The sequence below is a fragment of the Rhodococcus sp. ARP2 genome (assembly GCF_001029585.1).
In the GTDB taxonomy this organism is placed as follows: domain Bacteria; phylum Actinomycetota; class Actinomycetes; order Mycobacteriales; family Mycobacteriaceae; genus Rhodococcus_F; species Rhodococcus_F erythropolis.
Window position 1 is genome coordinate 58,770 of record NZ_LEKE01000060.1, and the last position, 22,828, is coordinate 81,597.

Sequence of the window (22,828 nt, forward strand, 5' to 3'; positions counted from 1 at the left end):
ATGACACTCGCCCCCGTCCTGAGTCGATACTGGGATCAACCGAATTCATGGACCCTCGACAGCTACCTTCGCCGCGACGGCTACCAGGCGCTGCGCAAAGCGCTGGCCACGCCCCCCGACGCCGTGATCGAAACCGTCAAGGACGCGGGCCTGCGCGGACGTGGCGGCGCGGGCTTCCCGACAGGCCTCAAGTGGAGCTTCATCCCCCAGGTCTCCGAAGACAAGCCAGGAGACGGCAAGCCTCACTACCTCGTCGTCAATGCCGACGAGTCCGAACCGGGCACATGCAAGGACATGCCGTTGATGATGGCGACCCCACACACGTTGGTGGAGGGAGTGATCATCGCGGCGTACGCAATTCGAGCAGCGAAGGCGTTCATCTACGTCAGAGGTGAGGTTGTCCCGGTTCTGCGGCGCCTACAGACCGCTGTCGCCGAGGCTTACGCGGCTGGATATCTGGGCCGCAACGTCCTCGGTTCGGGTTTCGATCTGGATCTCGTCGTCCATGCCGGAGCCGGCGCCTATATCTGTGGGGAAGAGACGGCTCTCCTCGATTCGTTGGAGGGACGACGCGGTCAGCCCCGCCTGCGGCCGCCGTTCCCCGCTGTCGCCGGTCTCTATGCCTGCCCGACCGTCGTCAACAACGTCGAGTCCATCGCGAGTGTTCCGTCGATCGTCCTGGGCGGCCCGGAGTGGTTCCGGTCGATGGGAAGTGAGAAGTCACCGGGATTCACGCTGTATTCGCTCTCGGGTCATGTCACCACACCCGGCCAGTACGAGGCTGAACTCGGAATCACCTTGCGCGAGCTGCTCGAATACGCAGGCGGGGTCCGCGCTGGACACACCCTCAAATTCTGGACTCCCGGCGGATCCTCGACACCGATCTTCACCGACGAACATCTCGATGTCCCACTCGACTACGAGGGCGTCGGCGCCGCGGGATCCATGCTCGGTACCAAGGCCTTGCAGATATTCGACGAGACAACCTGCATCGTGCGTGCGGTGTTGCGATGGACCGAGTTCTACGCTCACGAATCCTGCGGTAAATGCACGCCGTGCCGCGAGGGCACGTACTGGCTGGTGCAGATCCTGCGTCGGCTCGAAGGTGGAACAGGAACCGAGGCCGATCTCACCAAACTTCTCGATATCTCGGACACGATCCTCGGAAAGTCCTTCTGCGCGTTGGGTGATGGAGCGACCAGCCCGATCATGTCTTCCTTGAAGTACTTCCGCGAGGAATACGTAGCGCATTTCGACGGTAACGGATGCCCGTTCGATCCTCACCGGTCCGTTCTCGCGACAGGAGCGTTCGTCTCATGACTGCAGCCGACGCCACCACTGGAACCGATGCGGCACCGCCGATTGATCTCGTCACCCTCACCATCGACGGCCGGGAACTCCAGGTCCCCCAGGGCACGTTGATCATTCGCGCTGCGGAGATGATCGGCACCCAGATTCCGCGGTTCTGCGATCATCCTCTATTGGACCCGGTCGGTGCTTGCCGCCAGTGCATCGTGGAAGTCGAAGGTCAACGCAAGCCGGTGGCGTCCTGCACGACACCGGTTGCGGACGGAATGGTCGTCACCACACAGCTCACGTCGCCTGTGGCCGAGAAGGCGCAACGCGGGGTGATGGAACTCCTGCTCATCAACCACCCTCTGGACTGCCCCGTGTGCGACAAGGGCGGCGAGTGTCCGCTCCAGAACCAGGCGATGTCGACCGGTCGCACCGAATCCCGGTTCGGTGAGGAGAAAAGGACCTACCCCAAGCCCATCCCCCTCTCGTCCGAGATCCTCCTCGACCGCGAGCGTTGTGTCCTCTGCGCCAGGTGCACGCGATTCTCGAGTCAGATCGCCGGCGACCCGTTCATCGATCTCCTCGAGCGCGGCGCGCTTCAACAGGTCGGGATCTACGCCAACGAGCCCTTCGAGTCCTACTTCTCGGGCAACACCATCCAGGTTTGCCCGGTCGGCGCGCTCACCAGTACGGCATACCGATTCCGGGCGCGACCGTTCGATCTGGTGTCCAGCCCCAGCGTGTGTGAACACTGCGCCGACGGATGTGCTCAGCGCACCGACCACCGTCGCGGAAAGGTTCTCCGTCGTCTCGCCGGGGACGACCCCGACGTCAACGAGGAATGGAACTGCGACAAGGGGCGCTTCGCTTTCACGTACACGACCCAAGGTGATCGGATCACCACTCCCCTGATCCGCAATGCTGACGGCGAATTGATTCCGGCGTCGTGGCCCATGGCACTCGACCTCGTTGCGCGATCCTTCGCGCAGGCCCGCGGTGACGCAGGCGTACTCGTCGGCGGACGCTCTACCTTGGAGGACGCCTACGCCTACGGTAAGTTCGCGCGAGTTGCTCTCGCTACCAACAACATCGACTTCCGAATCCGCGCTCACTCAGCCGAAGAGGAAGATTTCCTCTCAGCTCACGTCGCGGGCCGCACACTTGAAGGGTCGGTGACGTACCAGGACCTCGAATCTGCCCCGACCGCGTTGCTGGTAGCTCTCGAGCCCGAGGAAGAGTCACCGATCATCTTCCTGCGACTGCGCAAGGCCGCACGTTTCGGCAAGACGACGGTGCTCTCCAGCGCGCCATTCGCTACGCGCGGCCTGCAGAAGATGGGCGGTGGTCTACTTCGGACCGTTCCCGGAAGTGAAGCAGCTCTGATGGATTCGTTGTCCCACCCCGGCAGTGAGGAGGGTCAGCTCCTCCGGCAGCCCGGTACTGTGATCCTGCTGGGTGAGCGACTGAGTGCGGTAGCAGGCGGCTTCGCCGCGGCGCTGCGACTCGCCGAATCGACGGGAGCTTCTTTGGCCTGGGTACCACGCCGCGCTGGTGATCGCGGCGCCGTCGAGGCCGGCGCGCTACCGGGATTGCTTCCCGGCGGACGCCCCGTTGCGGACCCGGCAGCACGTCAGGAGGTGGAATCAGTGTGGGGGGCCTCCATCCCGGCATCCGACGGTCGCGACGCCGCGAGTCTGCTGGATCCGGGGCAGACGACTGCTGCGCTTCTTGTCGGCGGCGTCGAGTTGAGTGATCTCCCGAACCCGGCGAGGGCAAGGGCCGCGATCGAAGCCGCAGGGTTCGTTGTGAGTTTGGAGATCCGTCACAGCGGAGTCACCGAACTCGCCGACGTCGTCTTCCCGGTGGCACCGGTCGCCGAGAAGCCCGGAACCTTCCTCGACTGGGAAGGCCGCGAGCGCGTGTTCGACACCGCGTTGAGAACGACAGGAGTAATGCCGGATCAGCGCGTTCTCCACGCGATCGCAGCCGAGATGGGCATCGATCTGGGCCTACCCGACGCAGATTCCGCACGCTCGGAGATACACCGCCTCGGCGCTTGGTCCGGATCGCGCCCCACCTCGCCTCAGGTCCCGTCAGGCACCATGCCCACACCGGCACTGGGCGAGGCAGTGTTGTCGAGTTGGCGAATGTTGCTCGACAACGGCCGATTGCAAGACGGCGAGCCCAACCTGGCGGGTACGGCACGGCCGTCGCTCGTGCGTTTGTCGGCCGAGACCGCTGCCGAGATCGGCGCCGACAACGGCGATCACGTTGCGGTGTCGACTGAATCCGGTTCCATCACATTACCGTTGGAGATCACCGACCTCCCGCCTCGAACAGTCTGGCTCCCGCTCAATTCACCGGGTAGCACGATCTACGAAACGCTCTGCGTCACCGCGGGGTCCGTGGTGAAGATTGCGAAGGCGGGAGCGCAATGAACACCCACGAGTACGGGACGGTCGCAGCTCCGGTCGACCTGTCGGCGTTCGGGCACGACCCGTGGTGGTTGGTGATCGGCAAGGCTCTCGCAATCTTCGTGTTCCTCGTACTCACCCCGCTGGTGGCGATCTACGCGGAACGAAAGGTCATGGCACGCATGCAGATGCGTGTCGGACCGAACCGCGTCGGCCCCCGTGGAATGCTCCAGAGCCTCGCTGACGGAATCAAGCTCGCCCTCAAGGAGGGCATCACACCGACCGGCGCCGACAAACCGCTTTACCTCCTCGCGCCCGTCATCGCGGTCGTGCCCGCCTTCATGGCTTTTGCTGTCATCCCGTTCGGTCCACAGGTGTCGATTTTCGGAACCCGGTCACCCCTGCAACTGACCGATCTACCGGTCGGCGTTCTGTACATCCTGGCCGTCACTTCTATCGGTGTGTACGGGATCGTCCTTGCCGGCTGGTCTTCGGGATCGACGTATCCCCTACTGGGCGCACTTCGATCGACCGCGCAGGTCATCTCGTACGAGGTAGCGATGGGCCTGTCTTTCGCTGCCGTTTTCCTCTACGCCGGCACGATGTCCACGTCCGGCATCGTCGACGCCCAACAGGGAGCCTGGTACGTCTTTCTCCTCCTGCCGTCCTTCCTGATCTACGTGACAGCCATGGTCGGCGAAACCAACAGGGCTCCCTTCGACCTTCCCGAGGCCGAAGGTGAGCTGGTAGGTGGGTTCCACACCGAGTACTCCTCCCTCAAGTTCGCGATGTTCATGCTGGCCGAGTACGTGAACATGGTGACGGTGTCCGCTCTGGCCACCACGCTGTTTCTGGGCGGGTGGCACGCACCGTTCCCGTTCAATCTTTGGGACGGCGCCAATTCCGGTTGGTGGCCGGTGCTGTGGTTTGTCGCGAAAGTGTGGGGCTTCCTCTTCGTCTTCATCTGGTTGCGCAGCACGCTTCCTCGATTGCGCTACGACCAGTTCATGAATCTCGGCTGGAAGGTTCTGATCCCAGCAGCTTTGGTATGGGTGATGGTGATCGCGACCGTTCGTGTGTTCCGCAACGAGGGCTACAACACCTGGGTCGTACTTCTCTGCGTCGCACTGGTTCTCGGAGCTGCGCTCCTGATCGTGTTGGCCGGGACCTACCGCGGCCGACGCCGAACTGCCGCGTTGGTCACCGCTTCGGGGACCTTGCCTTTCGATGCAATGTCGGGCGGCTTCCCGGTTCCACCGCTGCCTGGTCAAAAACTGCCTGGTCAAAAACTGCCTGGTCAGAACGTGCCACCGCCGCGACGCACAGATGTTTCCGACACATCGGAGGACTCCCATGCCTGAATTCCTCGGACCTATCGCGGGTTTCGGAGTGACGCTCTCGACCATGTTCAAGAAACCCGAGACCGAGTTCTATCCGGAGGAGAAGCGCCCCACCGCGCCCGGATACCACGGTCGCCATCAACTCAACCGGTATGCGGACGGACTCGAGAAGTGCATCGGTTGCGAACTGTGTGCCTGGGCCTGCCCCGCCGACGCGATCTATGTCGAGGGTGCTGACAACACCGAAGAAGAACGGTTCTCCCCCGGAGAGCGCTACGGGCAGGTGTATCAGATCAACTACCTGCGGTGCATCGGCTGCGGCCTCTGCGTCGAGGCCTGCCCCACTCGGGCCCTCACGATGACCAACGAGTACGAGATGGTCGACGACAATCGAGCTGGATTGATCTACGAGAAGGACCGACTGCTCGCGCCCCTGAAACCCGACATGACAGCGCCACCACACGCGCTGCGTCCCGGCACAACTCAGGACGACTACTACCGCGGCGACATCACAGCAGTACCCGAACAAGCAGTACCCGAACAAGCAGTACCCGAACAAGCAGTACCCGAACAAGCAGTACCCGAGCAAGCAGTATCCGAGCAAGCAGCACCCGAGCGAGAGCCGAACCCGGAGACCGAGAAATGATCGCGGCGGTCACGACCACGATCCTGGCGGAGGGAACGATGACATCGACCTCCACCGGCGAGGCGGTGCAGTTCTGGATCCTCGGAACCCTTGCGGTGATCAGCGCTTTGGGTGTCGTCGCCGCTCCCAAGGCCGTCTACTCTGCACTCTTCCTTGCGATGACGATGATCATTCTGGCCGTGTTCTACATCGTCCAGGGCGCACTGTTCCTGGGTGTCGTTCAGATCGTCGTCTATACCGGCGCGGTGATGATGTTGTTCTTGTTCGTCCTGATGCTGGTGGGCGTGGATTCTTCGGACTCCCTGGTCGAAACGCTACGCGGACAACGAGTCAGCGCGATCGTGATCGGCGTCGGATTCGGGCTGCTCCTTATCGGCGGCCTCGGAAATGCGTCGATCTCGGGCTTCACCGGATTCACCGGACTCGACCAGGGCAACATCGACGCACTCGCCGATCTCATCTTCATCCGCTACGTCTGGGCCTTCGAACTGACCGGTGCACTGCTGATCACGGCGACACTCGGCGCAATGATGCTCGCACACCGGGAGAAGATCGGAGCCACACTCAGCCAACGCGAACTCTCGCAGCAACGATTCGCGTACCTGGGCAGCGATGAAGACAATCCCGAAAAGGGCTCGGCCACTCCACTCCCCAGTCCCGGCGTGTACGCACGTCACAACGCAGTGGACATGCCGGCCTTGTTGCCGGACGGAACGTTCTCGACGCTCTCTGTCAGCAGCGCGCTCACTCCACGTTCCCCGGATCCGAGCACCGGTGAGGAGACTCAGCGATGAATCCCGAGAACTATCTGTATCTGTCCGTCCTGTTGTTCACGATCGGAGCTGCAGGAGTCCTCCTGCGCCGCAACGCCATCGTGGTGTTCATGTGTATCGAATTGATGCTCAACGCCGCCAACTTGGCGTTCGTGACCTTCGCGCGCATGCACGGCAATCTGGACGGCCAGATCTTCGCCTTCTTCACGATGGTGGTCGCTGCGGCCGAAGTAGTCGTCGGCCTGGCAATCATCATGATCATCTTCCGATCTCGGCGTTCTGTATCCGTCGACGACGCAGACCTGCTGAAGTACTGATATGTCAGGAGGAATCACGTCCGCCATCTGGTTGCTCCCCGCCCTGCCGCTGTGCGGCGCCGCTGTCCTTTTGCTGGCCGGTCGTCGCACGAACGCGTGGGGTCACCTGCTTGCCTGCGTCATGGCTATCGCGTCGTTTGTCGTCGCAGTGGTGTTTTTCATCGCCATGCTCGGCCGTGACACCGCCGACCGCACCGTCACCGAGCACCTGTTCAGTTGGGTCCCGGTCGACAGTCTTCAGGTCGAGTTCGGACTGCAACTGGACCAACTGTCGATGTGTTTCGTTCTGCTCATCACCGGTGTAGGTTCGCTGATCCACATCTACTCGGTCGGATACATGGCGCACGACCCCGAGCGTCGTAAGTTCTTCGCGTACCTCAATCTTTTCCTCGCTGCAATGCTGCTTCTGGTGCTCGCCGACAACTTCCTCGGACTCTACGTCGGCTGGGAAGGCGTCGGTTTGGCGTCATACCTGCTGATCGGCTTCTGGCAGCACAAGCCGTCGGCGGCGACTGCCGCCAAGAAGGCTTTTGTCGTCAATCGGGTGGGCGACATCGGATTGATGATCGCAATGATGTTGATGTTCAGCACATTCGGCTCGCTCTCGTTCAGCAATGTCTTCAGCGACGCGTCCGGCGCAAGCGAAGGTGTCCTGACGGCGATCGGTCTGATGCTCCTCCTCGCTGCGTGCGCGAAGTCGGCGCAAGTGCCGCTGCAGTCGTGGCTCGGCGACGCGATGGAGGGCCCCACCCCCGTTTCGGCTCTGATTCACGCGGCCACGATGGTCACCGCCGGCGTCTACTTGATCGTGCGCTCCAATCCGATCTTCGATCTCGCGCCCGACGCTCAACTCGTGGTTGTCATCGTCGGTGCCGTGACGCTCCTGTTCGGTGCGATCATCGGCTGTGCGAAGGACGACATCAAGAAAGCGCTCGCCGCATCGACCATGAGTCAGATCGGATACATGGTCCTGGCCGCGGGTCTCGGACCAGCCGGATACGCCTTCGCAATCCTTCATCTGATCACCCACGGATTCTTCAAGGCGGGCCTGTTCCTCGGCGCCGGCTCCGTGATGCACGCGATGAACGACGAAACCGACATGCGGCGCTACGGCGGACTCCGAGCGTTCATGCCACTGACTTTTGTCACGTTCGGGCTCGGATATCTTGCCATCATCGGTGTTCCGCCGTTTGCCGGGTTCTTCTCCAAGGACAAGATCATCGAGGTTGCAATCGGCGAGGGCGGCGTCAAGGGTGTTGTGCTTGGCATCGTCACGCTCTTGGGTGCGGCGCTCACTGCCTTCTACATGAGCCGCGTGATGCTGATGACCTTCTTCGGGAAGGCCCGCTGGGAGAACCAGAAACCTCACGAATCTCCGGCGGTGATGACGTCTCCGATGATCATTCTGGCGGTGGGATCCGTCGGGGCCGGCATGCTCCTGACCATCGGGTCCAGCTTGCAGAACTGGCTGGAACCGGTAGTCGGCTCCCATCACGTCGAACCGCCGATACCCGCATGGTCGATCACCGCGCTGGCGCTGCTCGCAGTCGCCGCCGGCGTCGCGATTGCTTATCGCGAGTACGCCACCCGGGAGATTCCCGTGGTGGCACCGACTCCGGTTTCTCCGTTGACCGTTGCGGCTCGCCGTGATCTGTACGGTGACGCCTTCAACGAGGCGGTGTTCATGAAGCCGGGACAACAACTCACCAAGTCGCTGGAAGTGGTCGACACCAAGGGAATAGGCGGCGTCGTGGGTAGCTTTGCGGTGGTCGTCACCGGGTTGTCCACGCTCACGCGGAAGCTGCAGACCGGGTTCGTTCGTTCGTACGCGCTGGTGATGTTTGTCGGAGCAACACTCGTGGTCGCGACAATGATGGCGGTGACACTGTGGTGATCGAAGCGGCGGTGAGCGACTCTGTGACCAATGCCGGCTTCCCTGCGCTGACGGCGCTCTGGCTGCTTCCGCTCATCGGAGCGGGTGTTGTCCTCGCTCTGCCTGCACGGTCGTACCAATTTGCCAAATCTCTCGCGCTGGCAGTGTCCGTGGCAGTCCTGGTGATCGCCGGCGGTCTCGGAGTTGCGTTCGACCGCGGCGGCGGGCAGTTTCAGTTCGTCGAAAGCCATAGCTGGATACCGGCTTTCGGTACCAGCTACACACTCGGGCTTGACGGCATCGCACTCGTTCTGGTTCTTCTCACCGCAGTGCTGGTGCCATTACTACTGATCGCGGGCTGGAACGACGTCCCCGCGGACCCAACATCACCCAAGCGGATGCCGCACACCTATTTCGCGCTGATCCTTGTTGTCGAGTCCATGGTGATGATTTCGTTCAGCGCCTTGGATATTCTCCTGTTCTATATTTTCTTCGAGGCAATGCTGATACCGATGTATTTCCTCATCGGCGGGTTCGGCGGAGTGGGCAGATCTCGCGCAGCCGTGAAGTTTCTGCTCTACAACCTCCTCGGCGGCCTGGTTATGCTCGCTGCGGTCATCGGCCTGTACGTGGTCACCACGCGCGACGAGAGTCCCTTCACCAGCGGCACTTTCGACTTCCGAGCGATCGCGTCCGCGGCGAGCAGCGGTGAACTCGGCGTCGGACCCGGGGTGCTCAACGCCTTGTTCCTCGGATTCATGTTCGCGTTCGCGGTCAAGGCACCGCTCTGGCCGCTGCACAGTTGGTTGCCGGACTCCGCGGTGGAATCGACTCCGTCGACAGCAGTGTTGATGATGGCGGTCGTGGACAAGGTAGGCACCTTCGCGATGATTCGCTACTGCCTGCAACTGTTCCCGGAGTCGTCGTCGACTTTTGCACCGTGGATCATCACGCTCGCCGTGATCGGAATCGTCTACGGCGCAATACTGGCGATCGCGCAGACAGACGTCATGCGACTGATCGCCTACACGTCGATTTCACACTTCGGCTTCATCATTCTCGGAATCTTCGCGATGACCAGCCAGAGCCAGGCAGGTTCCGCGCTGTACATGGTTAATCACGGAATCTCCACTGCCGCGCTGTTCTTGATTGCGGGCTTCCTGGTCTCGCAGCGAGGTACACGATCGATCGCAGCGTACGGCGGCGTCCAGAAAGTCGCACCCGTCCTGGCCGGCACATTCCTCGTTGCGGGGTTGGCAACACTGTCTCTGCCGGGTCTCGCTCCGTTCGTCAGCGAGTTCCTGGTGCTGATCGGAACGTACTCGCGCTACCACGTGGCCGCTATCGCGGCGACTGTCGCGCTTGTACTGTCCGCGATCTACATACTCTGGCTCTATCAGCGCATGATGGGCGGACCGGTGAAGGAAGGGCAGGGAACGATCCGCGACCTCGCGCGACGCGAACTCGTGGTGGTCGCCCCGCTGATCGCACTCCTCCTGCTCCTCGGCATCTACCCCAAGCCTGCCTTGGACGTCATCACTCCCGCAGTGAGCCACACGGTCGTCTACGAGGCACCGACGCCGCTCGTCGCCGACCACGAAGGAGGTGTCCACAAATGAGTTCCTTCAACGACGTGACCATCCTCGGCTCGGCCGACGCGGCATCACCCAGTATCGAATACAGCCTGCTCTCGCCGATGTTGATCGTGTTCGGTGTTGCGGTGGTCGGGGTACTCATCGAAGCCTTTGCACCCCGCCGTATTCGGTACCCAGTGCAACTCGTCCTCGGTGTCGGAGGTTTGGCGGCCGCGTTCGTGGCAGTGCTTCTGCTCGCCGGCACGCGGTCGACGGCGATGATGGGTTCTGTTGCGGTCGACGGACCGACGCTGTTCTTGCAGGCCACGATCCTTCTTGTGTCGATCCCCGCGGTACTGCTGATTGCCGAGCGAGGCTCGGGCAACACCGCCGAAGTGATTGCGCAACATGACGCGCTCGGCAGTTTCACCCCTCAAGCGTCGAGCGTCCCGGGAAGTGTTGCGGAGCAAGAAGCAGTGAAGGTCGGTATCGCCCAGACCGAAGTCTTTCCGCTCACGCTCTTTGCGGTCGGCGGTATGTTGCTGTTTCCGGCTTCGAACGATCTACTGACGATGTTCGTTGCGCTCGAAGTGTTCTCACTGCCTCTGTATCTCCTGTGTGGTCTGGCACGCAGACGTCGCCTGCTCTCCCAGGAAGCTGCGCTCAAGTACTTTCTGCTCGGGGCATTTTCGTCGGCGTTCTTCGTTTTCGGAATTGCGTTGCTGTACGGCTATGCCGGGACGGTCACGCTCTCCGGTATCGCCGACGCAGCACGCATCGGGTCGGGCACCGACGCCTTCCTCTGGCTCGGAACGGCCCTGGTGGCAGTGGGGTTGCTTTTCAAAGTCGGTGCAGTGCCGTTTCATTCGTGGATTCCCGACGTCTATCAAGGGGCGCCGACGCCGATCACCAGTTTCATGGCAACTGCGACCAAGATTGCCGCGTTCGGTGCCATCCTTCGCGTCTTCTACGTGGCCCTGCCCAATGAATACGTGAACTGGCGCCCACTGATGTGGGCGGTCGCGATTCTCACGATGGTTGTCGGATCGATCGTTGCCGTGACGCAGACCGATATGAAGCGAATGCTGGCCTATTCGGCGATCGCGCACACCGGATTCATTCTGACCGCCGTGGTGGCGGACTCGGATGCCGGCCTCGCCTCGGCGATGTTCTATCTTCTGGCTTACGGATTCAGCACCGTGGGTGCGTTCGCCGTCGTCAGTGTGGTCCGGGACGCTGACGGTGAGGTCGCTGCGCTGTCGCGCTGGGCCGGATTGGGCAGACGCTCACCATTGGTCGGCGTTGTGTTTGCACTGTTCCTGTTGGCTTTCGCCGGGATTCCGTTGACCAGTGGGTTCATCGGAAAGTTCGCGGTGTTCAGCGCGGCCGCCGAGGGTGGGGCCGCGCCTCTCGTGATCGTCGGCGTCCTGTGCAGCGCGATCGCCGCCTACTTCTACGTGCGAGTGATCGTGTTGATGTTCTTCACCGAATCGGCGGAAGACGCACCGACCGTCGTGGTGCCGAGTGCACTGACCAGCAGTGTGATCGGCCTCGGCGCCGGTGTAACGCTCATCCTCGGCATACTCCCCCAGCCGGCGCTCGATCTCGCCGAGCGTGCAGCGGACTTCGTGCACTGAGCCGATGCGTGAATCTGTTCGCGACGCCGGACTGCCGAGTACCTTCCGGTCGCCATGGTTTGTCGGGTTTTCCGCGGTGGCGATTCTTCATCTGATCCTGAATGCCGCTGATGCTGTGCCCTGGGACGGGATCACCAAGGTCATGCTCGCGCCGATTCTGGCTGCCTGGGTTGTCGACCAAGGCGGACCGAGGATTGTTGCTGCTGCGCTGATTGCCTGCGCTTTCGGAGACCTGTTCCTGATCTGGGACTCCACGTTTGTCATCGGGATGGCCGCCTTCGCGATCGGTCACGTCTGTTTCATCCGATTCTGTCTCTCGCACGGCGCTCTTCGGGAGATACGAAGGCGGCCATGGTTTTTGTGCGCGTACGCCATTGCCGGAATTACCCTTGTGTCGTACGCCTGGACCGGTCTCGAACCGGCACTTCGGATTGCCGTCCCTGTGTACGCCGCAATCCTGGTGGGAACCGCGTCCACCGCACTGGCCTACAACACGATCACCGGTATCGGCGGCGCACTGTTCCTCACCTCTGACGCCCTGATCCTGCTCGGTCAGGCGAACAAGTGGCAGCCTGCCGCTGCCGGCATCTGGATCATGACGCTGTACATCCTTGCGTTGTTGCTCCTGACCGTCGGAATCCTCGGCCGGAGTAACACGGCATACCGTCCATTGGCGCCCACGCTGTAAGGATCAGCAACCAGCCGGACATCTCTTCTTATGACGCCGAAATCCGAGGACGTGCCACCACCGAGCGACGAAGAGCGTTTCACCGTCCTGTGGGACGCCTACGCCGGTCGGGTGTTCGCCTATACCTGCCGCCACGTTGATCATCACAGCGCACAGGAAGTTGTCTCCGAGACGTTCCTCGTTGCCTGGCGACGCTTGGACGACGTGCCCGAACAGGCACTTCCATGGCTGTTGGTGGTGGCTCGAAACACCGTGAACAACAACCGTCGAAGTGTTCGGCGCCACGATGCGTTGACCGAGAAGATGCGACGAATCGAGCAGATCGCGGCATCGACGCCGGGCGCCGACGTCACTGTCCCCGACCGCACAGAACTGCTCGAAGCACTGACAACACTCACCGTCACCGAGCGTGAAGCCCTACTCCTGACTGCCTGGGACGGATTGACCGCCACCGAAGCAGCGCGGGTCGCCGGGTGTTCGGTTCCAGCCATGCATGTTCGACTCTTTCGCGCTCGGCGTCGATTGAGCACCGGGTTGGCTTCAGAATCCGACACCGCGATCCCGATGAACACCGCCCGACCTTGCGCTGCCGCCGAACACGGGAGTACTCCATGAGCAAAGATCTGCTGACCACCCTCGAGAAGCTGCGGCCGACCGATTCTCTTTCCGCCGAACTCTGGCCCGAGAACGTCCAGGTTGCCGCTCGCATCCGAATCATCGCTGACGAAAACAACATTGGAACGCCCAAGGTTCCACGCCGCCGAGTTGGCGCCGTAGCTCTCGTCGCGATGCTCTGTGCAGCGGGAATGGTGGGCTGCGCCGCTGCCACGGCGATGATGCCAAAACCGTTTACGGATATGTACTCGGGTTGGCAGACCATGCCGGGAACCAACGGCGGAATAGATCCGTCCACCGCCGAGCGGGTCGGGTCCATCCCCGGACCTGACGGAACCGTGTTCAGCGTCTTCGTTGCCCACGGCGCTGATGGCTGGAGGTGCGTCGCCCCGGTTTTCGAGACGTCATCCGAGACCGACAAGGTTGGTCCGTCGAAATTCATCAGCCTCGGACACGGCTGCAGATCGAACGACGACTTGTACGGCGCAGATTCATTCGGGGGCGGCGCCGGGTACGAGGCCGGTTCGCACGAGGCGACCTACGACGCAGGGGCGGGAGGTGCCGTTCGGGCCGAACTTCACACCGCAGACGGCCAAATCTATCCGACAATTCTTGCCGAAGACCGCTTCTACGGATGGATTCCCCTCTCGCTCACCTTCCCGCGTCCAACTCTCGTCGGATATGCCGCAGACGGGACGGTCGTCGGCACCCGGTGAGCTGTCGGTACCCTCGAAAGATGACTGCACAGGCCCCGAACGAGCGCATCCCCAGCCAGTGGGAAGAGATCACTGCAGCCGACTCGACGCATTCCACACGATATGTCGAGCGTTTCCGTTCCATGAGAGCGGACGGCAAGGACATTGTCGGGGAAGCACGTTTGATCGACGCGATGCTCGGACGCGGTGGCCGGGTTCTCGATGCAGGGTGCGGGCCGGGCCGACTCGGCGGTTATCTGCACGACGTCGGGCATGTGGTTGTCGGAGTCGACGTTGACCCGGTTCTCATCGCTGCCGCGGAGGAGGACCACCCCGGCCCGACGTGGCTTGTCGGCGATCTCTCCGAGCTCGATCTACCGGCCCGCGGTGTCGAGGCGAATTTCGACGTCATCGTGTCGGCAGGCAACGTGATGGCGTTTCTCGCTCCGTCAACCAGGCACGCAGTATTGTCAGGATTTGCTGGTCATCTCGCTCCGAGCGGCCGAGTGGTCATCGGATTCGGTGCCGGCCGTGGCTACGAGTTCCCCGAGTTTCTCGCCGACGCGGCCGCGAGTGGCCTCGAGGCTGATCTGCTGCTGTCCACGTGGGACCTGCGCCCGTTCAAGGACAATTCCGAATTCCTGGTCGCGGTGTTCTCCCGCGCCTAGCCCGCCAGTTCACCGCCTTCCCTACAATCCGTCACATGGCGATCAATTCACCCTGATCACAATCCTGGCGACTGTTGTTCACTACGAACATAATTGGATCAATGCGGGTGTGGCCGAGCGGCAAGGCAGCGGTCTGCAAAACCGTCCACGCAGGTTCGACTCCTGCCATCCGCTCAGCTTGCGAACCAGCGACTCATGCCGCGACCAACCACCTACCAATGACATTCGGTGCACGCAGCCTGCATCGCTCCGCTCTGTCTCCGCGCACAGGGCTCCGGACAGTTACCCTCGATCGATGCACCCTCTCCCCGAGACAGGCCAGTTGCCTCCCGGGCCGATGGCCTTACAGGTGGAACACCTCTGCATGGCGTTCGGCGCGAAAGTTGCTGTGAACGACCTTTCCCTCGCGGTGCCCTCAGGTTCGTTGTTCGGCCTGGTGGGCCCTAACGGTGCGGGAAAAACGACCACACTGTCGATGGCTGTCGGATTGCTTCGCCCGCACTACGGTCGCAGCCTGGTGTACGGCTACGACGTGTGGAACGACCCTGTGGCAGCGAAGAGTCTGCTCGGCGTTCTACCCGACGGTCTGGCGCTACCCGCCCAGTTCACCGGTCATGAACTACTCACCTATTTCGGGCGACTGCGCGGCATGCCAGAGGACGTCATCGCGTCACGACGCGACGAACTGTTGGCCGCGCTCGATCTCGCCGATGCAGGTGGAACGGTCATCGCCGACTATTCAGCGGGTATGACGAAGAAAATCGGGTTGGCCTCGGCCTTGTTGCACGGCCCTCGCTTACTGGTACTGGATGAGCCGTTCGAAGCTGTCGACCCCATTTCTTCGGCCGGAATTCGGAGCATTCTGCTCTCGTTCGTCCACTCAGGTGGCTCGGTCATTCTTTCCAGTCACGTGATGGCCCTTGTCGAACAACTGTGTACTCACATCGGAGTCATCGCAGACGGGCGCGTCGTGGCTTCAGGAACGGTCGACGAGGTGCGCGCAGGCAACACACTCGACGAGGCATTCGTTCGTCTTGTCGGCAGCCGCAGTCCCAATCCCGACGGACTGTCATGGATGCGCGCATGACCACCACCAGCTTTTCACCGACACACTGGAACACGTCGGACTCTGTGTGGCGCACGGTCCTTCGAATGCGCATGACCCTCTACAAACGTCAATTCACCGGCGGCAGAGCCGTCATCAAAGTCGTGGCAGCACTCTTCGGGGTTCTGGGGGCGGCTCTGCTGTGCCTGCAAGCCTCGGGGACGAGCGCGGGCTCTTCCGAACTCGTCAGCGGCACAACCAGTCTCGCACTGTCGGCTATCGGCGTGATGTGGATCTTGATGCCGATCATGTCTGGTCTGTCAGATGACAATCTTCACCCCAGACAGTTCCAACTACTCCCCCTGGAACCCGTCCGACTCGCCAGAGCACTGTTCTCGACGTCACTGGTCGGTATGACCGTGCCGATTACCGCGTTGGCTGCAGCAGCGATTCCAATTTATGCCGCTACACACCACCCTGCCGCACTGCCATTGGCCATTATCGCTTGGCCCGCAACGGTCCTGCTCATTGTCGGCACCTCACGGGTCGCGATGCTGGCGATGTCGCAGCTCCTGCGGAGTCGTCGCAGCCGCGAACTGGGACTGTTGGTATTCGGCACGTTCTTCGGCGGACTGTATCTGCTGCAATTTCCGCTGCAGAGTCGCCTCGGCACGGTCGTGGACGGCGACGTCACGTGGCCGCTCACGGTCGCGCATTCGATACCGTTCGCGTGGGGAATCACCAGTGTCGACGCAGCAGCAGGAGGCGCCTGGCTCCTCGCCGCCGGAGCAGTCCTCGCCCTGGTGCTGGTCGATCTCGCACTGCTGTGGTCATGGCAACGCCTGGTCGTTCGCTACTTCAACGGGAAGGTCGCAGAATCAGCGGGCGCCACTTCCGTGCAATTGAAGAACCAGGGCCGCGACATTCGAACCGGTTGGCGCGCATCCCGACTGGGCACCGTCATCTCTCGCGAGCTTTCGCTCTGGCACGGAGACATGCGCCGACGAACACAACTGCTCTCCGTTGCCATCATGACCTTGGTCTCCGGCTTCGGACCGCTGATCTCGTCATCGATCCCCTTCTCCGCCGCATGGGGTGCCTGGTTCCTGATCTACCTGGCAATGGCAGCCGGATCGAATCTGTACGGATTCGACGGCGCATCGATCTGGCATCTGGTGATGATCCCCGAAGCCGCTGCCGCTGACGTCCGGGGCCGACAAATCGCGTGGGCAATCGTGATGACACCCTTCGTGGTCGTCGCAACAGCTGCTGTACGGATCTTCGGGGACCTCGGGACCGACCGACTGGCCGTGCCGATCGCCGTCGGCATTTCGATGATGGGAGTCGGTGCAGGATTGGTAGTGGCGATATCCGCCAAAGCGCCCTACCCGGTTCCGGAGATGAAGAAGACGTTCTCCTTCAACACCCGCGGGTCCTTCAACGGCTCGTCCTTCGGACTGATCATCCTCGCCATCGTCATCTTCGCCGCGACAACGGCGCCCGGCGTTCTACTCGGGGCGCTGCTACCGAACCCGGTCAACTATTTCGCCATCCCTGTCGCTGTTGCGATTGGTGCACTTGGTGCTTGGATCGGGGGCCGCGTCGCGATCACCCGTATGCAACGCGAGCCGGATCGGATTCTGTTCGCGGTTACCACCACATGATCGTTGCTCAGATAGTCCGAGAATTTCTGGGCGTCAGCGCAGTAGCCGCAGCTTGCACCAAAAAACTCAGTCTGGACAATCGGATCTATCAGGTAGCCAGGTAGCCAGGTAGGGCAGCCTCATCGGGTTCGGTCCTCGCATATCGCCGTCGCGCTTTCGTGACATAGCTTCCGCTCGAGCCGAACCATTGCCCTGGAAACATCGCACCACCAAGATGTTTGGCATGCCCCCGGAGCACCACGGTTCCGTACGTGTCGCCGAACGTCCCGGCCGATGCGGGAACTGCGCGCACCCGGCCCCTTCGCTCGAGCGCGGCTGGATCGAGCGCTGCCTCAGGTTCGCACCGCAGCCCGCTCGGTGCGCAGAAATCCTGGTGATGGACCACTACACCGGAGCGATGGAATTCTGCCGGTGCCGACATCCGTTCCACGGGTCCTGATCGCGCCGGATCCTCGAGATCCGCTGCCGAGCCGAGTCCCTCGGCGCCCCGGCTCGACAGCGAAATCACACCTGAATCAGCTCAGCGAACTCAGCAGCGGCTCGAGCAGCTTGTAGAGCTCGAAGATGCCGATGATCGTTGAAATAGAACCCATGATGATCCTCCGTGATTCGTGAACTTTCCGTGACGTCGCGTCACAGGCAGAAAGCTAACAAACCCGGCATTCAAACGGGAACCTTGGATGTGTCCGGCAGATGAACTCCCTGCTGGCAGAGCCCTTTTGGTGACCAGCGTCATGTTCGACGAGAAATACGCCTCATCGTCACATCACCTGACCCTGACCGACCACAACAGCGAAAGTCTGCCGGTTGTGGTCTCGCGATACTTCGCGCCAATTCCGCCCCATCCGGCTCTTGCTTTGTGCGCTGAATCCGATTACATTTCTCCACAATAACGGTACGCGTAACGAAATAACAAGACGCTCTACCGCACTGACCTATATACCCAGTGCCACAACCCTTCCGGACTCTTGCTGGGGCGGCGCTTCGTCGTGTCCAGAAGCCCCTCACTCCCCGATCGAAAGAGAGCACGATGACCACAGAGAGCATCTCCGGAAATCAGCCGCGACCGGTAGCAATTATCGCAAGCCTGACCCTGCTGATCGCTGCCGTCGCCGCGCTCGAAAGCATCATCGTCCCCGCACTCCCCCTGATACAGAGAGACTTCGGAGTGACGGCCGACGTCGGAGCGCTCGCATCCGTCGCTCTGACGTTGAGCACTGTTCTCGTCACGCCGATGGCCGGGCGAATAGCCGACGTGTACGGCGCCCGCCCCACCTTGCTCGCGATCACGACAATCGTCGTCCTGGGCGGCAGCGTGTCCGCTCTTGCAACGATCTTCCCGCTGTTCGTCCTCGGCCAGTTTCTCCAGGGATTCGGGCTCGGGTTGTTGCCCGTGAGCTTCGTGGTCCTACGACGCACTTTGTCCTCGGACCGACTGAAGACGGCCACGGGTTTACTCGGGGCTGTCGTAGTGGCCGGCGGCGCTCTGGGAGTCGTATTGGCCGGGCCCGTCGCGGAAAACGTCTCACGCACCGCGATGTATGCAGTTCCGACCGCGTTCGTTTTGCTCGGCGCAATTGCTTTTGCCGTGAGCACACCACGAGATCACATGTCGAACGTCGGCGGCCGACTCGATTGGCCGGGAGCGGGCGGATTGGCTCTGGGATTGTTGACGCTGACGGCGTGGCTGGCGAGCGCATCGAGCAACGGGTGGGGCGCACCGACGTCGATGCTGCTGCTTCTCGCTTCCGCTGCCGTGTTCGCGATCTGGGCCAAGTATCAGAGCCGGACAACCGAGCCGATGGTCGACCTGACGATGATGCGGCATCGTTCGATGTGGAGCGCCGTGGTCGTCGGCGTGGTTTTCGGGTTCACTTACGGCGCTGTTGTCTATCTACTTCCGCAACAACTCGCCGTGCCGGCAGAGAGCGGATTCGGCCGCGGTGCATCGACAAGTGCCATCGGAATCCTGCTGTGCATCGGTTACGGCGCAGCGGTGATCGCGTCGGTGATTTCCGGAAAGCTCGCACAACGGGTCGGCACGAAAGCCATTGCGGTAGCGGGAGTTGCCTTCCTCGGCCTGAGCGGCGCCGTCGGGGTCTTTGCAACCACGATGTGGCAGATCGTTGTGGTGCTGATCCTTGCGGGTACCGGCGTTGCCGCCGCGTCGACGGCAGTGTTCGTCATCTCCGCCGACAGCGCACCGGCAGACCGCGTAGGTGTCACGACGGCAATAGTCACGATCGCCAGATCGCTGGGTTCTGCTGTGGGAACCCAAATTGCCGCCGGGATCATCGCGAGCGCGACTTCATCCGGCGGCCTTCCCCAGCACTCGGCATTCGCCACAGCTTTCGGAGTGGCGGCAATCGTTGCGATTGTCGGACTCGTTGTCGCGGTGACGATGCCGAAACCGGCATCAACCGATGTTCAGTGGTCGTCGTCGTCCTCGTCGAAGTCTGCGACTCCGCGCTTCCAGTAGCCCGTGATCAGGTGGTCGCCCGAACTCAGGCCGAGTTCGTCGCGCACGAATCTGCGAATCGGCTTGAGACTGGTGGCCTCACCGGAGATCCAGGCGTAGACACGCTCGCCCTCGGGCACGGTGACCGTCCGTACTGCCTGCTCGAGCAGATCCGAGTGACCGGCTGGGACGTCACCGCGGTGCAGCCATCGCACCTCGACGCCTTCCGGAACAGTGAGTTCGATTTCCTGTGAAGGGTCGGTGATCTCGACGAACACCCACCCGGCGGCAGCAGCGGGCATCATCTCGAGCCAACGAGCAATGGCAGGAAGGGCGGTGATGTCACCGGCCAGCAGATAGCGGTCGTACGTCCACGGAACCACGACGCCACCGGGCGGACCTGCCACGTGCACCCGAGTGCCGACGGTCGCCGCCTGAGCCCAATCAGAGGCGTACCCACCTTCGTGGAGCGCGAAATCGAGGTCCAGCTCCCCCGCCTCGGCGTCGTATCGACGGACGGTGTACTCACGCGAGATCGGCAATGGACGAGGCCACTTCAGGCTGAATCCGTCGCGTTCGGGTAGACGTAAAGTTCCGTCTGCATCCGGGTAGACCAGGCGAACATGCTCGTCGGGAGCGTGCGATTCGAAGCCCGCCAACTCCGGTCCACCCAAGGTCAGACGCAACAGTCCGGTCCCGACCATTTCGCTGCGAACAACTTCGAGTTCGCGAATGCCGATGGGGTACGGCACTTTTGCGCCGGTGGTTCCCGCCAGAACTTCGGCGATGGTCGCGAGGTGGTCTCCTCGGTTCATGAACTACCTTCCTTTTCCGGCGGAGCATTCCCCACCGGCACAGTGTTTTCGGAGAGATCGACTTCGTTGATCTCCGAAGTTACCCGGCGCACCGAACCCAATGCTGCCAGGAGCACCAGGCCCAGTGTCACACCGGCGAGCCCCAAGACCAGTAGCGCGGCGCCAGGCTCGAGCCACTGCCCGAGGAACCCGGCTGCCATCGAACCGATCGCCGTACCCGTGACGGCTTGCACCATCCACAGACTGGACACGCGTCCGCGCAATTCGTCCGGAGTGTTCTGTTGAAGGACTGCAAATCTCAGAATGTCGTTGAGTGCGCGGCCGAGGCCGAATCCGGCCAGGCCCAGGAACGCGACAATCGCTGCTCCCGACGCACCCAGTACCACCAGGCCGAGAGGCATCAGCGCAACAGAGATCAACATCGCGGCGCCGTTGCGGTGGACTCGTCCGGTCCAACCGCTGGTGAGGGAACCGACCACAGCGCCGACAGCGGGGGCGCCGTAGAGCAGACCGAGCATGGTGGGTCCGCCGCCGAGGACCTGGTCGACGAAGGCAGGCAGCAACACCATCGGCCCGCTGACGAACATGACCAACAGACCGCTGATAAGGATGCCGCGAATGACTGTGTGCGTGCCGGCGAATTTCACGCCGGTCACCAGCGCGCGCATCGGGCTTTCGTGATTCGTGCCCGGTGCAGGAGAAGGGCCGATGGCTTGGAACAACGTGACAGTTGCTGCGGTGGCCACCGCAGCAACAAAGTATGTCGCGGGAATGCCGCCGGAGGCGATGATCACGCCGGCGATTGCCGGCGAGATCATCGTCCCGATGTCGGTGGTCAGCGCTACCAAAGCGCCGGCCGCAGCCATCTTGTTGCGCGGCAACAACGTCGGCATCAAAGCCATCAAGGCCGAGCTGCTGACACCGCCGGCCAAGCCGTCGACAGCTGCCGCGACGTAGATGACCCACATCGACGGGTGTGGCAAGAGCGCATTGCACCCGAGAATGACAAAGCCGAGACCCGCAGCACTGCGGGCCAACTGGATGGTGCGTCGCCGATCGTAACGGTCAGCGAGCACGCCGCCGAACAGGCTGCCGAAGAACATGGCGATGGCCATCGCCGTGGACACTCCGGCAACCTGCAAGGTCGAGCCGGTGAGCTGGTACGTCTGCGCGGGGACGGCTACGACGAGCAGTCCGATCCCGAGCAGCGAGATCAATCGCGCGGAAAAGGCGTACCTGAAGGGACGGCTGGTCCGCAAGGGTGAAACATCGATCACCAGCCCACCGAATCGAGTCATGCGAAGGTCTGGCCGATCAGGTCGAGGGTAGCCATTGCGCCGTCGTAGTCAGGACGGTAGCTGCTGGCGGGGAGCTCGAACGTCGTGCCTGCCTTGAAGGACGGCAACTGCGAGTAAAGCGGATCGGTGGCAAGTTCGGCCATCGGGCGACCGGACACCGGAATCACAAAGGCGACAGGAGCATCGGCGACCTGCGAGAGCAGTTCCGGGCTGACCTCGAACGAGTCACCCGAGCCGAAGAGCTGCGGGTTGCCGGCCTTGGCCATGACGTCGTCGGCCTTGAAACCGAGCTCGGCGAGCATCGCGGGCAGCGCGGCCGTCGGCGGAACGAGGTACGGCTTGTTGCTCGAGACCGAGAGGAAGTAGACGACGTTGCCCTCGGGAACCTTGATCTTGCCCTTGACCTCTTTGACCTTGTCCTCGTATGCGCTCATCAGCGCCGGAACCTGGTCGGAACGGCCCGCCGCGTCGGCGACGATTTCGAGCTGCTTGTCCCACGCGGCGACCGTCTTGGGGACCAAGACGGTGGGTGCGATAGCAGTGAGCTGATCGTAGAGTTCCTCGGACTGAACGGAGGTGATTCCCTGGCCACCGCCGATGATCAGGTCGGGTTCAGCCGCCGCGACGGCTTCGATGTTGAGCTGCTCGCCGGCCGGCAATTCCTTGGTGCCCTGCGCCTTTGCGGCATCCGACCATGCCGGCGGGAATCCACCGTCGAGGTTCGTGACACCGAGGACGCGGGTATCGGTGGCAACCACCGGTGCGTCCAGGGCGTACAGGTATCCGGCGAGACCGCCGCTCAGAACCACGATGCGCTCCGCCGACGCGGGCACGGTGACCGAGCCCTTCTCGGTCTCGATCACGCGGGTCGTGGGCTCTGCAGCCTCGGTCGGTTCGTCGTTCGAATCGCTACTGCAACCGATCATCGCCACGAGTGCGACGATCAGCAACCCTGCGATGGCGACGAATCGTCGCCAACTCCGTATCGCGAGGGGCGGTGTGGACTTCATCA

General features: G+C 62.2%; 20 protein-coding genes and 1 tRNA gene. 17 read left to right on the forward strand and 4 right to left on the reverse strand.

Going from position 1 to position 22,828, the window contains the following annotated elements:
• From nuoF to ABX74_RS17175, 16 genes are all read left to right on the forward strand, one after another.
• Nucleotides 1-1,320, forward strand: coding sequence for an NADH-quinone oxidoreductase subunit NuoF (gene nuoF, locus ABX74_RS17100; RefSeq protein WP_019748171.1), 1,320 nt, complete (start codon nucleotides 1-3; stop codon nucleotides 1,318-1,320).
• Entirely contained in the window at nucleotides 1,317-3,734 is a 2,418-nt protein-coding gene (locus tag ABX74_RS17105) for an NADH-quinone oxidoreductase subunit G (RefSeq protein WP_047889289.1), read from the forward strand. The genes nuoF and ABX74_RS17105 overlap by 4 nt, the downstream gene beginning before the upstream one ends.
• A complete protein-coding gene (gene nuoH, locus ABX74_RS17110; RefSeq protein WP_047889290.1) occupies nucleotides 3,731-5,071 on the forward strand; it encodes an NADH-quinone oxidoreductase subunit NuoH in 1,341 nt (446 codons plus the stop codon). The genes ABX74_RS17105 and nuoH overlap by 4 nt, the downstream gene beginning before the upstream one ends.
• Nucleotides 5,064-5,696, forward strand: a complete 633-nt coding sequence (gene nuoI, locus ABX74_RS17115) for an NADH-quinone oxidoreductase subunit NuoI (protein ID WP_047889291.1) — start codon at nucleotides 5,064-5,066, stop codon at nucleotides 5,694-5,696. Before nuoH ends, nuoI begins: the two co-directional genes overlap by 8 nt.
• Nucleotides 5,693-6,490, forward strand: coding sequence for an NADH-quinone oxidoreductase subunit J (locus tag ABX74_RS17120; protein WP_020907504.1), 798 nt, complete (start codon nucleotides 5,693-5,695; stop codon nucleotides 6,488-6,490). Before nuoI ends, ABX74_RS17120 begins: the two co-directional genes overlap by 4 nt.
• Nucleotides 6,487-6,786, forward strand: a complete 300-nt coding sequence (gene nuoK, locus ABX74_RS17125; RefSeq protein WP_003942238.1) for an NADH-quinone oxidoreductase subunit NuoK — start codon at nucleotides 6,487-6,489, stop codon at nucleotides 6,784-6,786. The genes ABX74_RS17120 and nuoK overlap by 4 nt, the downstream gene beginning before the upstream one ends.
• A 1-nt stretch (nucleotide 6,787) precedes the next feature.
• On the forward strand, nucleotides 6,788-8,680 hold the full coding sequence (nuoL, locus tag ABX74_RS17130) for an NADH-quinone oxidoreductase subunit L (protein ID WP_047889292.1): 1,893 nt from the start codon (nucleotides 6,788-6,790) through the stop codon (nucleotides 8,678-8,680).
• On the forward strand, nucleotides 8,674-10,278 hold the full coding sequence (locus ABX74_RS17135) for an NADH-quinone oxidoreductase subunit M (RefSeq protein WP_047889293.1): 1,605 nt from the start codon (nucleotides 8,674-8,676) through the stop codon (nucleotides 10,276-10,278). Before nuoL ends, ABX74_RS17135 begins: the two co-directional genes overlap by 7 nt.
• Nucleotides 10,275-11,870 carry an NADH-quinone oxidoreductase subunit NuoN gene (gene nuoN / locus ABX74_RS17140; RefSeq protein WP_020907501.1) on the forward strand — a complete coding sequence of 532 codons (1,596 nt, stop codon included), beginning with the start codon at nucleotides 10,275-10,277 and terminating at the stop codon, nucleotides 11,868-11,870. Before ABX74_RS17135 ends, nuoN begins: the two co-directional genes overlap by 4 nt.
• A gap of 4 nt (nucleotides 11,871-11,874) precedes the next feature.
• The gene (locus tag ABX74_RS17145) at nucleotides 11,875-12,558 is read left to right on the forward strand and encodes a lysoplasmalogenase (RefSeq protein ID WP_047889294.1); all 684 of its coding nucleotides are present in this window, start codon (nucleotides 11,875-11,877) and stop codon (nucleotides 12,556-12,558) included.
• Nucleotides 12,559-12,588: 30 nt separating this feature from the next.
• Nucleotides 12,589-13,173: an RNA polymerase sigma factor gene (locus ABX74_RS17150; protein ID WP_047889295.1), complete on the forward strand. Its 585-nt coding sequence runs from the start codon at nucleotides 12,589-12,591 to the stop codon at nucleotides 13,171-13,173.
• Nucleotides 13,170-13,889: a hypothetical protein gene (locus ABX74_RS17155; protein ID WP_047889296.1), complete on the forward strand. Its 720-nt coding sequence runs from the start codon at nucleotides 13,170-13,172 to the stop codon at nucleotides 13,887-13,889. Before ABX74_RS17150 ends, ABX74_RS17155 begins: the two co-directional genes overlap by 4 nt.
• Before the next feature lie 20 nt (nucleotides 13,890-13,909).
• Nucleotides 13,910-14,536: a class I SAM-dependent methyltransferase gene (locus tag ABX74_RS17160; RefSeq protein ID WP_029255223.1), complete on the forward strand. Its 627-nt coding sequence runs from the start codon at nucleotides 13,910-13,912 to the stop codon at nucleotides 14,534-14,536.
• A 103-nt stretch (nucleotides 14,537-14,639) separates the two neighbouring features.
• A tRNA-Cys gene (locus tag ABX74_RS17165) sits at nucleotides 14,640-14,710 on the forward strand.
• 121 nt (nucleotides 14,711-14,831) lie between these two features.
• Nucleotides 14,832-15,623: an ABC transporter ATP-binding protein gene (locus ABX74_RS17170; protein ID WP_019748159.1), complete on the forward strand. Its 792-nt coding sequence runs from the start codon at nucleotides 14,832-14,834 to the stop codon at nucleotides 15,621-15,623.
• On the forward strand, nucleotides 15,620-17,245 hold the full coding sequence (locus ABX74_RS17175) for a hypothetical protein (RefSeq protein WP_047889318.1): 1,626 nt from the start codon (nucleotides 15,620-15,622) through the stop codon (nucleotides 17,243-17,245). The genes ABX74_RS17170 and ABX74_RS17175 overlap by 4 nt, the downstream gene beginning before the upstream one ends.
• 88 nt (nucleotides 17,246-17,333) lie before the next feature.
• Here ABX74_RS17175 and ABX74_RS17180 read toward each other — a convergent pair whose 3' ends face one another.
• Nucleotides 17,334-17,753: a hypothetical protein gene (locus ABX74_RS17180; RefSeq protein WP_047889297.1), complete on the reverse strand. Its 420-nt coding sequence runs from the start codon at nucleotides 17,751-17,753 to the stop codon at nucleotides 17,334-17,336.
• 522 nt (nucleotides 17,754-18,275) lie between these two features.
• Here ABX74_RS17180 and ABX74_RS17185 point away from each other — a divergent pair.
• Nucleotides 18,276-19,724, forward strand: a complete 1,449-nt coding sequence (locus ABX74_RS17185; protein WP_047889298.1) for an MFS transporter — start codon at nucleotides 18,276-18,278, stop codon at nucleotides 19,722-19,724.
• Here ABX74_RS17185 and ABX74_RS17190 read toward each other — a convergent pair.
• From ABX74_RS17190 to ABX74_RS17200, 3 genes are read right to left on the reverse strand one after another with little or no spacing between them, the layout of a single operon-like run.
• Nucleotides 19,673-20,518, reverse strand: coding sequence for a siderophore-interacting protein (locus ABX74_RS17190; RefSeq protein ID WP_047271424.1), 846 nt, complete (start codon nucleotides 20,516-20,518; stop codon nucleotides 19,673-19,675). The genes ABX74_RS17185 and ABX74_RS17190 overlap by 52 nt on opposite strands.
• Nucleotides 20,515-21,816, reverse strand: coding sequence for an enterobactin transporter EntS (gene entS / locus ABX74_RS17195; RefSeq protein WP_007735127.1), 1,302 nt, complete (start codon nucleotides 21,814-21,816; stop codon nucleotides 20,515-20,517). Before entS ends, ABX74_RS17190 begins: the two co-directional genes overlap by 4 nt.
• Nucleotides 21,813-22,826: a Fe2+-enterobactin ABC transporter substrate-binding protein gene (locus ABX74_RS17200; protein WP_047889319.1), complete on the reverse strand. Its 1,014-nt coding sequence runs from the start codon at nucleotides 22,824-22,826 to the stop codon at nucleotides 21,813-21,815. The genes entS and ABX74_RS17200 overlap by 4 nt, the downstream gene beginning before the upstream one ends.
• Nucleotides 22,827-22,828 lie beyond the last annotated feature (2 nt).

Bases quoted from the DNA above. Each gene is read 5' to 3' on its own strand.
- nuoF (WP_019748171.1), top strand. From the start codon at position 1: ATGACACTCGCCCCCGTCCTGAGTCGATACTGGGATCAACCGAATTCA.
- ABX74_RS17105 (WP_047889289.1), top strand. From the start codon at position 1,317: ATGACTGCAGCCGACGCCACCACTGGAACCGATGCGGCACCGCCGATT.
- nuoH (WP_047889290.1), top strand. From the start codon at position 3,731: ATGAACACCCACGAGTACGGGACGGTCGCAGCTCCGGTCGACCTGTCG.
- nuoI (WP_047889291.1), top strand. From the start codon at position 5,064: ATGCCTGAATTCCTCGGACCTATCGCGGGTTTCGGAGTGACGCTCTCG.
- ABX74_RS17120 (WP_020907504.1), top strand. From the start codon at position 5,693: ATGATCGCGGCGGTCACGACCACGATCCTGGCGGAGGGAACGATGACA.
- nuoK (WP_003942238.1), top strand. From the start codon at position 6,487: ATGAATCCCGAGAACTATCTGTATCTGTCCGTCCTGTTGTTCACGATC.
- nuoL (WP_047889292.1), top strand. From the start codon at position 6,788: ATGTCAGGAGGAATCACGTCCGCCATCTGGTTGCTCCCCGCCCTGCCG.
- nuoN (WP_020907501.1), top strand. From the start codon at position 10,275: ATGAGTTCCTTCAACGACGTGACCATCCTCGGCTCGGCCGACGCGGCA.
- ABX74_RS17145 (WP_047889294.1), top strand. From the start codon at position 11,875: ATGCGTGAATCTGTTCGCGACGCCGGACTGCCGAGTACCTTCCGGTCG.
- ABX74_RS17150 (WP_047889295.1), top strand. From the start codon at position 12,589: ATGACGCCGAAATCCGAGGACGTGCCACCACCGAGCGACGAAGAGCGT.
- ABX74_RS17155 (WP_047889296.1), top strand. From the start codon at position 13,170: ATGAGCAAAGATCTGCTGACCACCCTCGAGAAGCTGCGGCCGACCGAT.
- ABX74_RS17160 (WP_029255223.1), top strand. From the start codon at position 13,910: ATGACTGCACAGGCCCCGAACGAGCGCATCCCCAGCCAGTGGGAAGAG.
- ABX74_RS17170 (WP_019748159.1), top strand. From the start codon at position 14,832: ATGCACCCTCTCCCCGAGACAGGCCAGTTGCCTCCCGGGCCGATGGCC.
- ABX74_RS17175 (WP_047889318.1), top strand. From the start codon at position 15,620: ATGACCACCACCAGCTTTTCACCGACACACTGGAACACGTCGGACTCT.
- ABX74_RS17185 (WP_047889298.1), top strand. From the start codon at position 18,276: ATGACCACAGAGAGCATCTCCGGAAATCAGCCGCGACCGGTAGCAATT.
- ABX74_RS17190 (WP_047271424.1), bottom strand. From the start codon at position 20,518: ATGAACCGAGGAGACCACCTCGCGACCATCGCCGAAGTTCTGGCGGGA.
- entS (WP_007735127.1), bottom strand. From the start codon at position 21,816: ATGACTCGATTCGGTGGGCTGGTGATCGATGTTTCACCCTTGCGGACC.
- ABX74_RS17200 (WP_047889319.1), bottom strand. From the start codon at position 22,826: ATGAAGTCCACACCGCCCCTCGCGATACGGAGTTGGCGACGATTCGTC.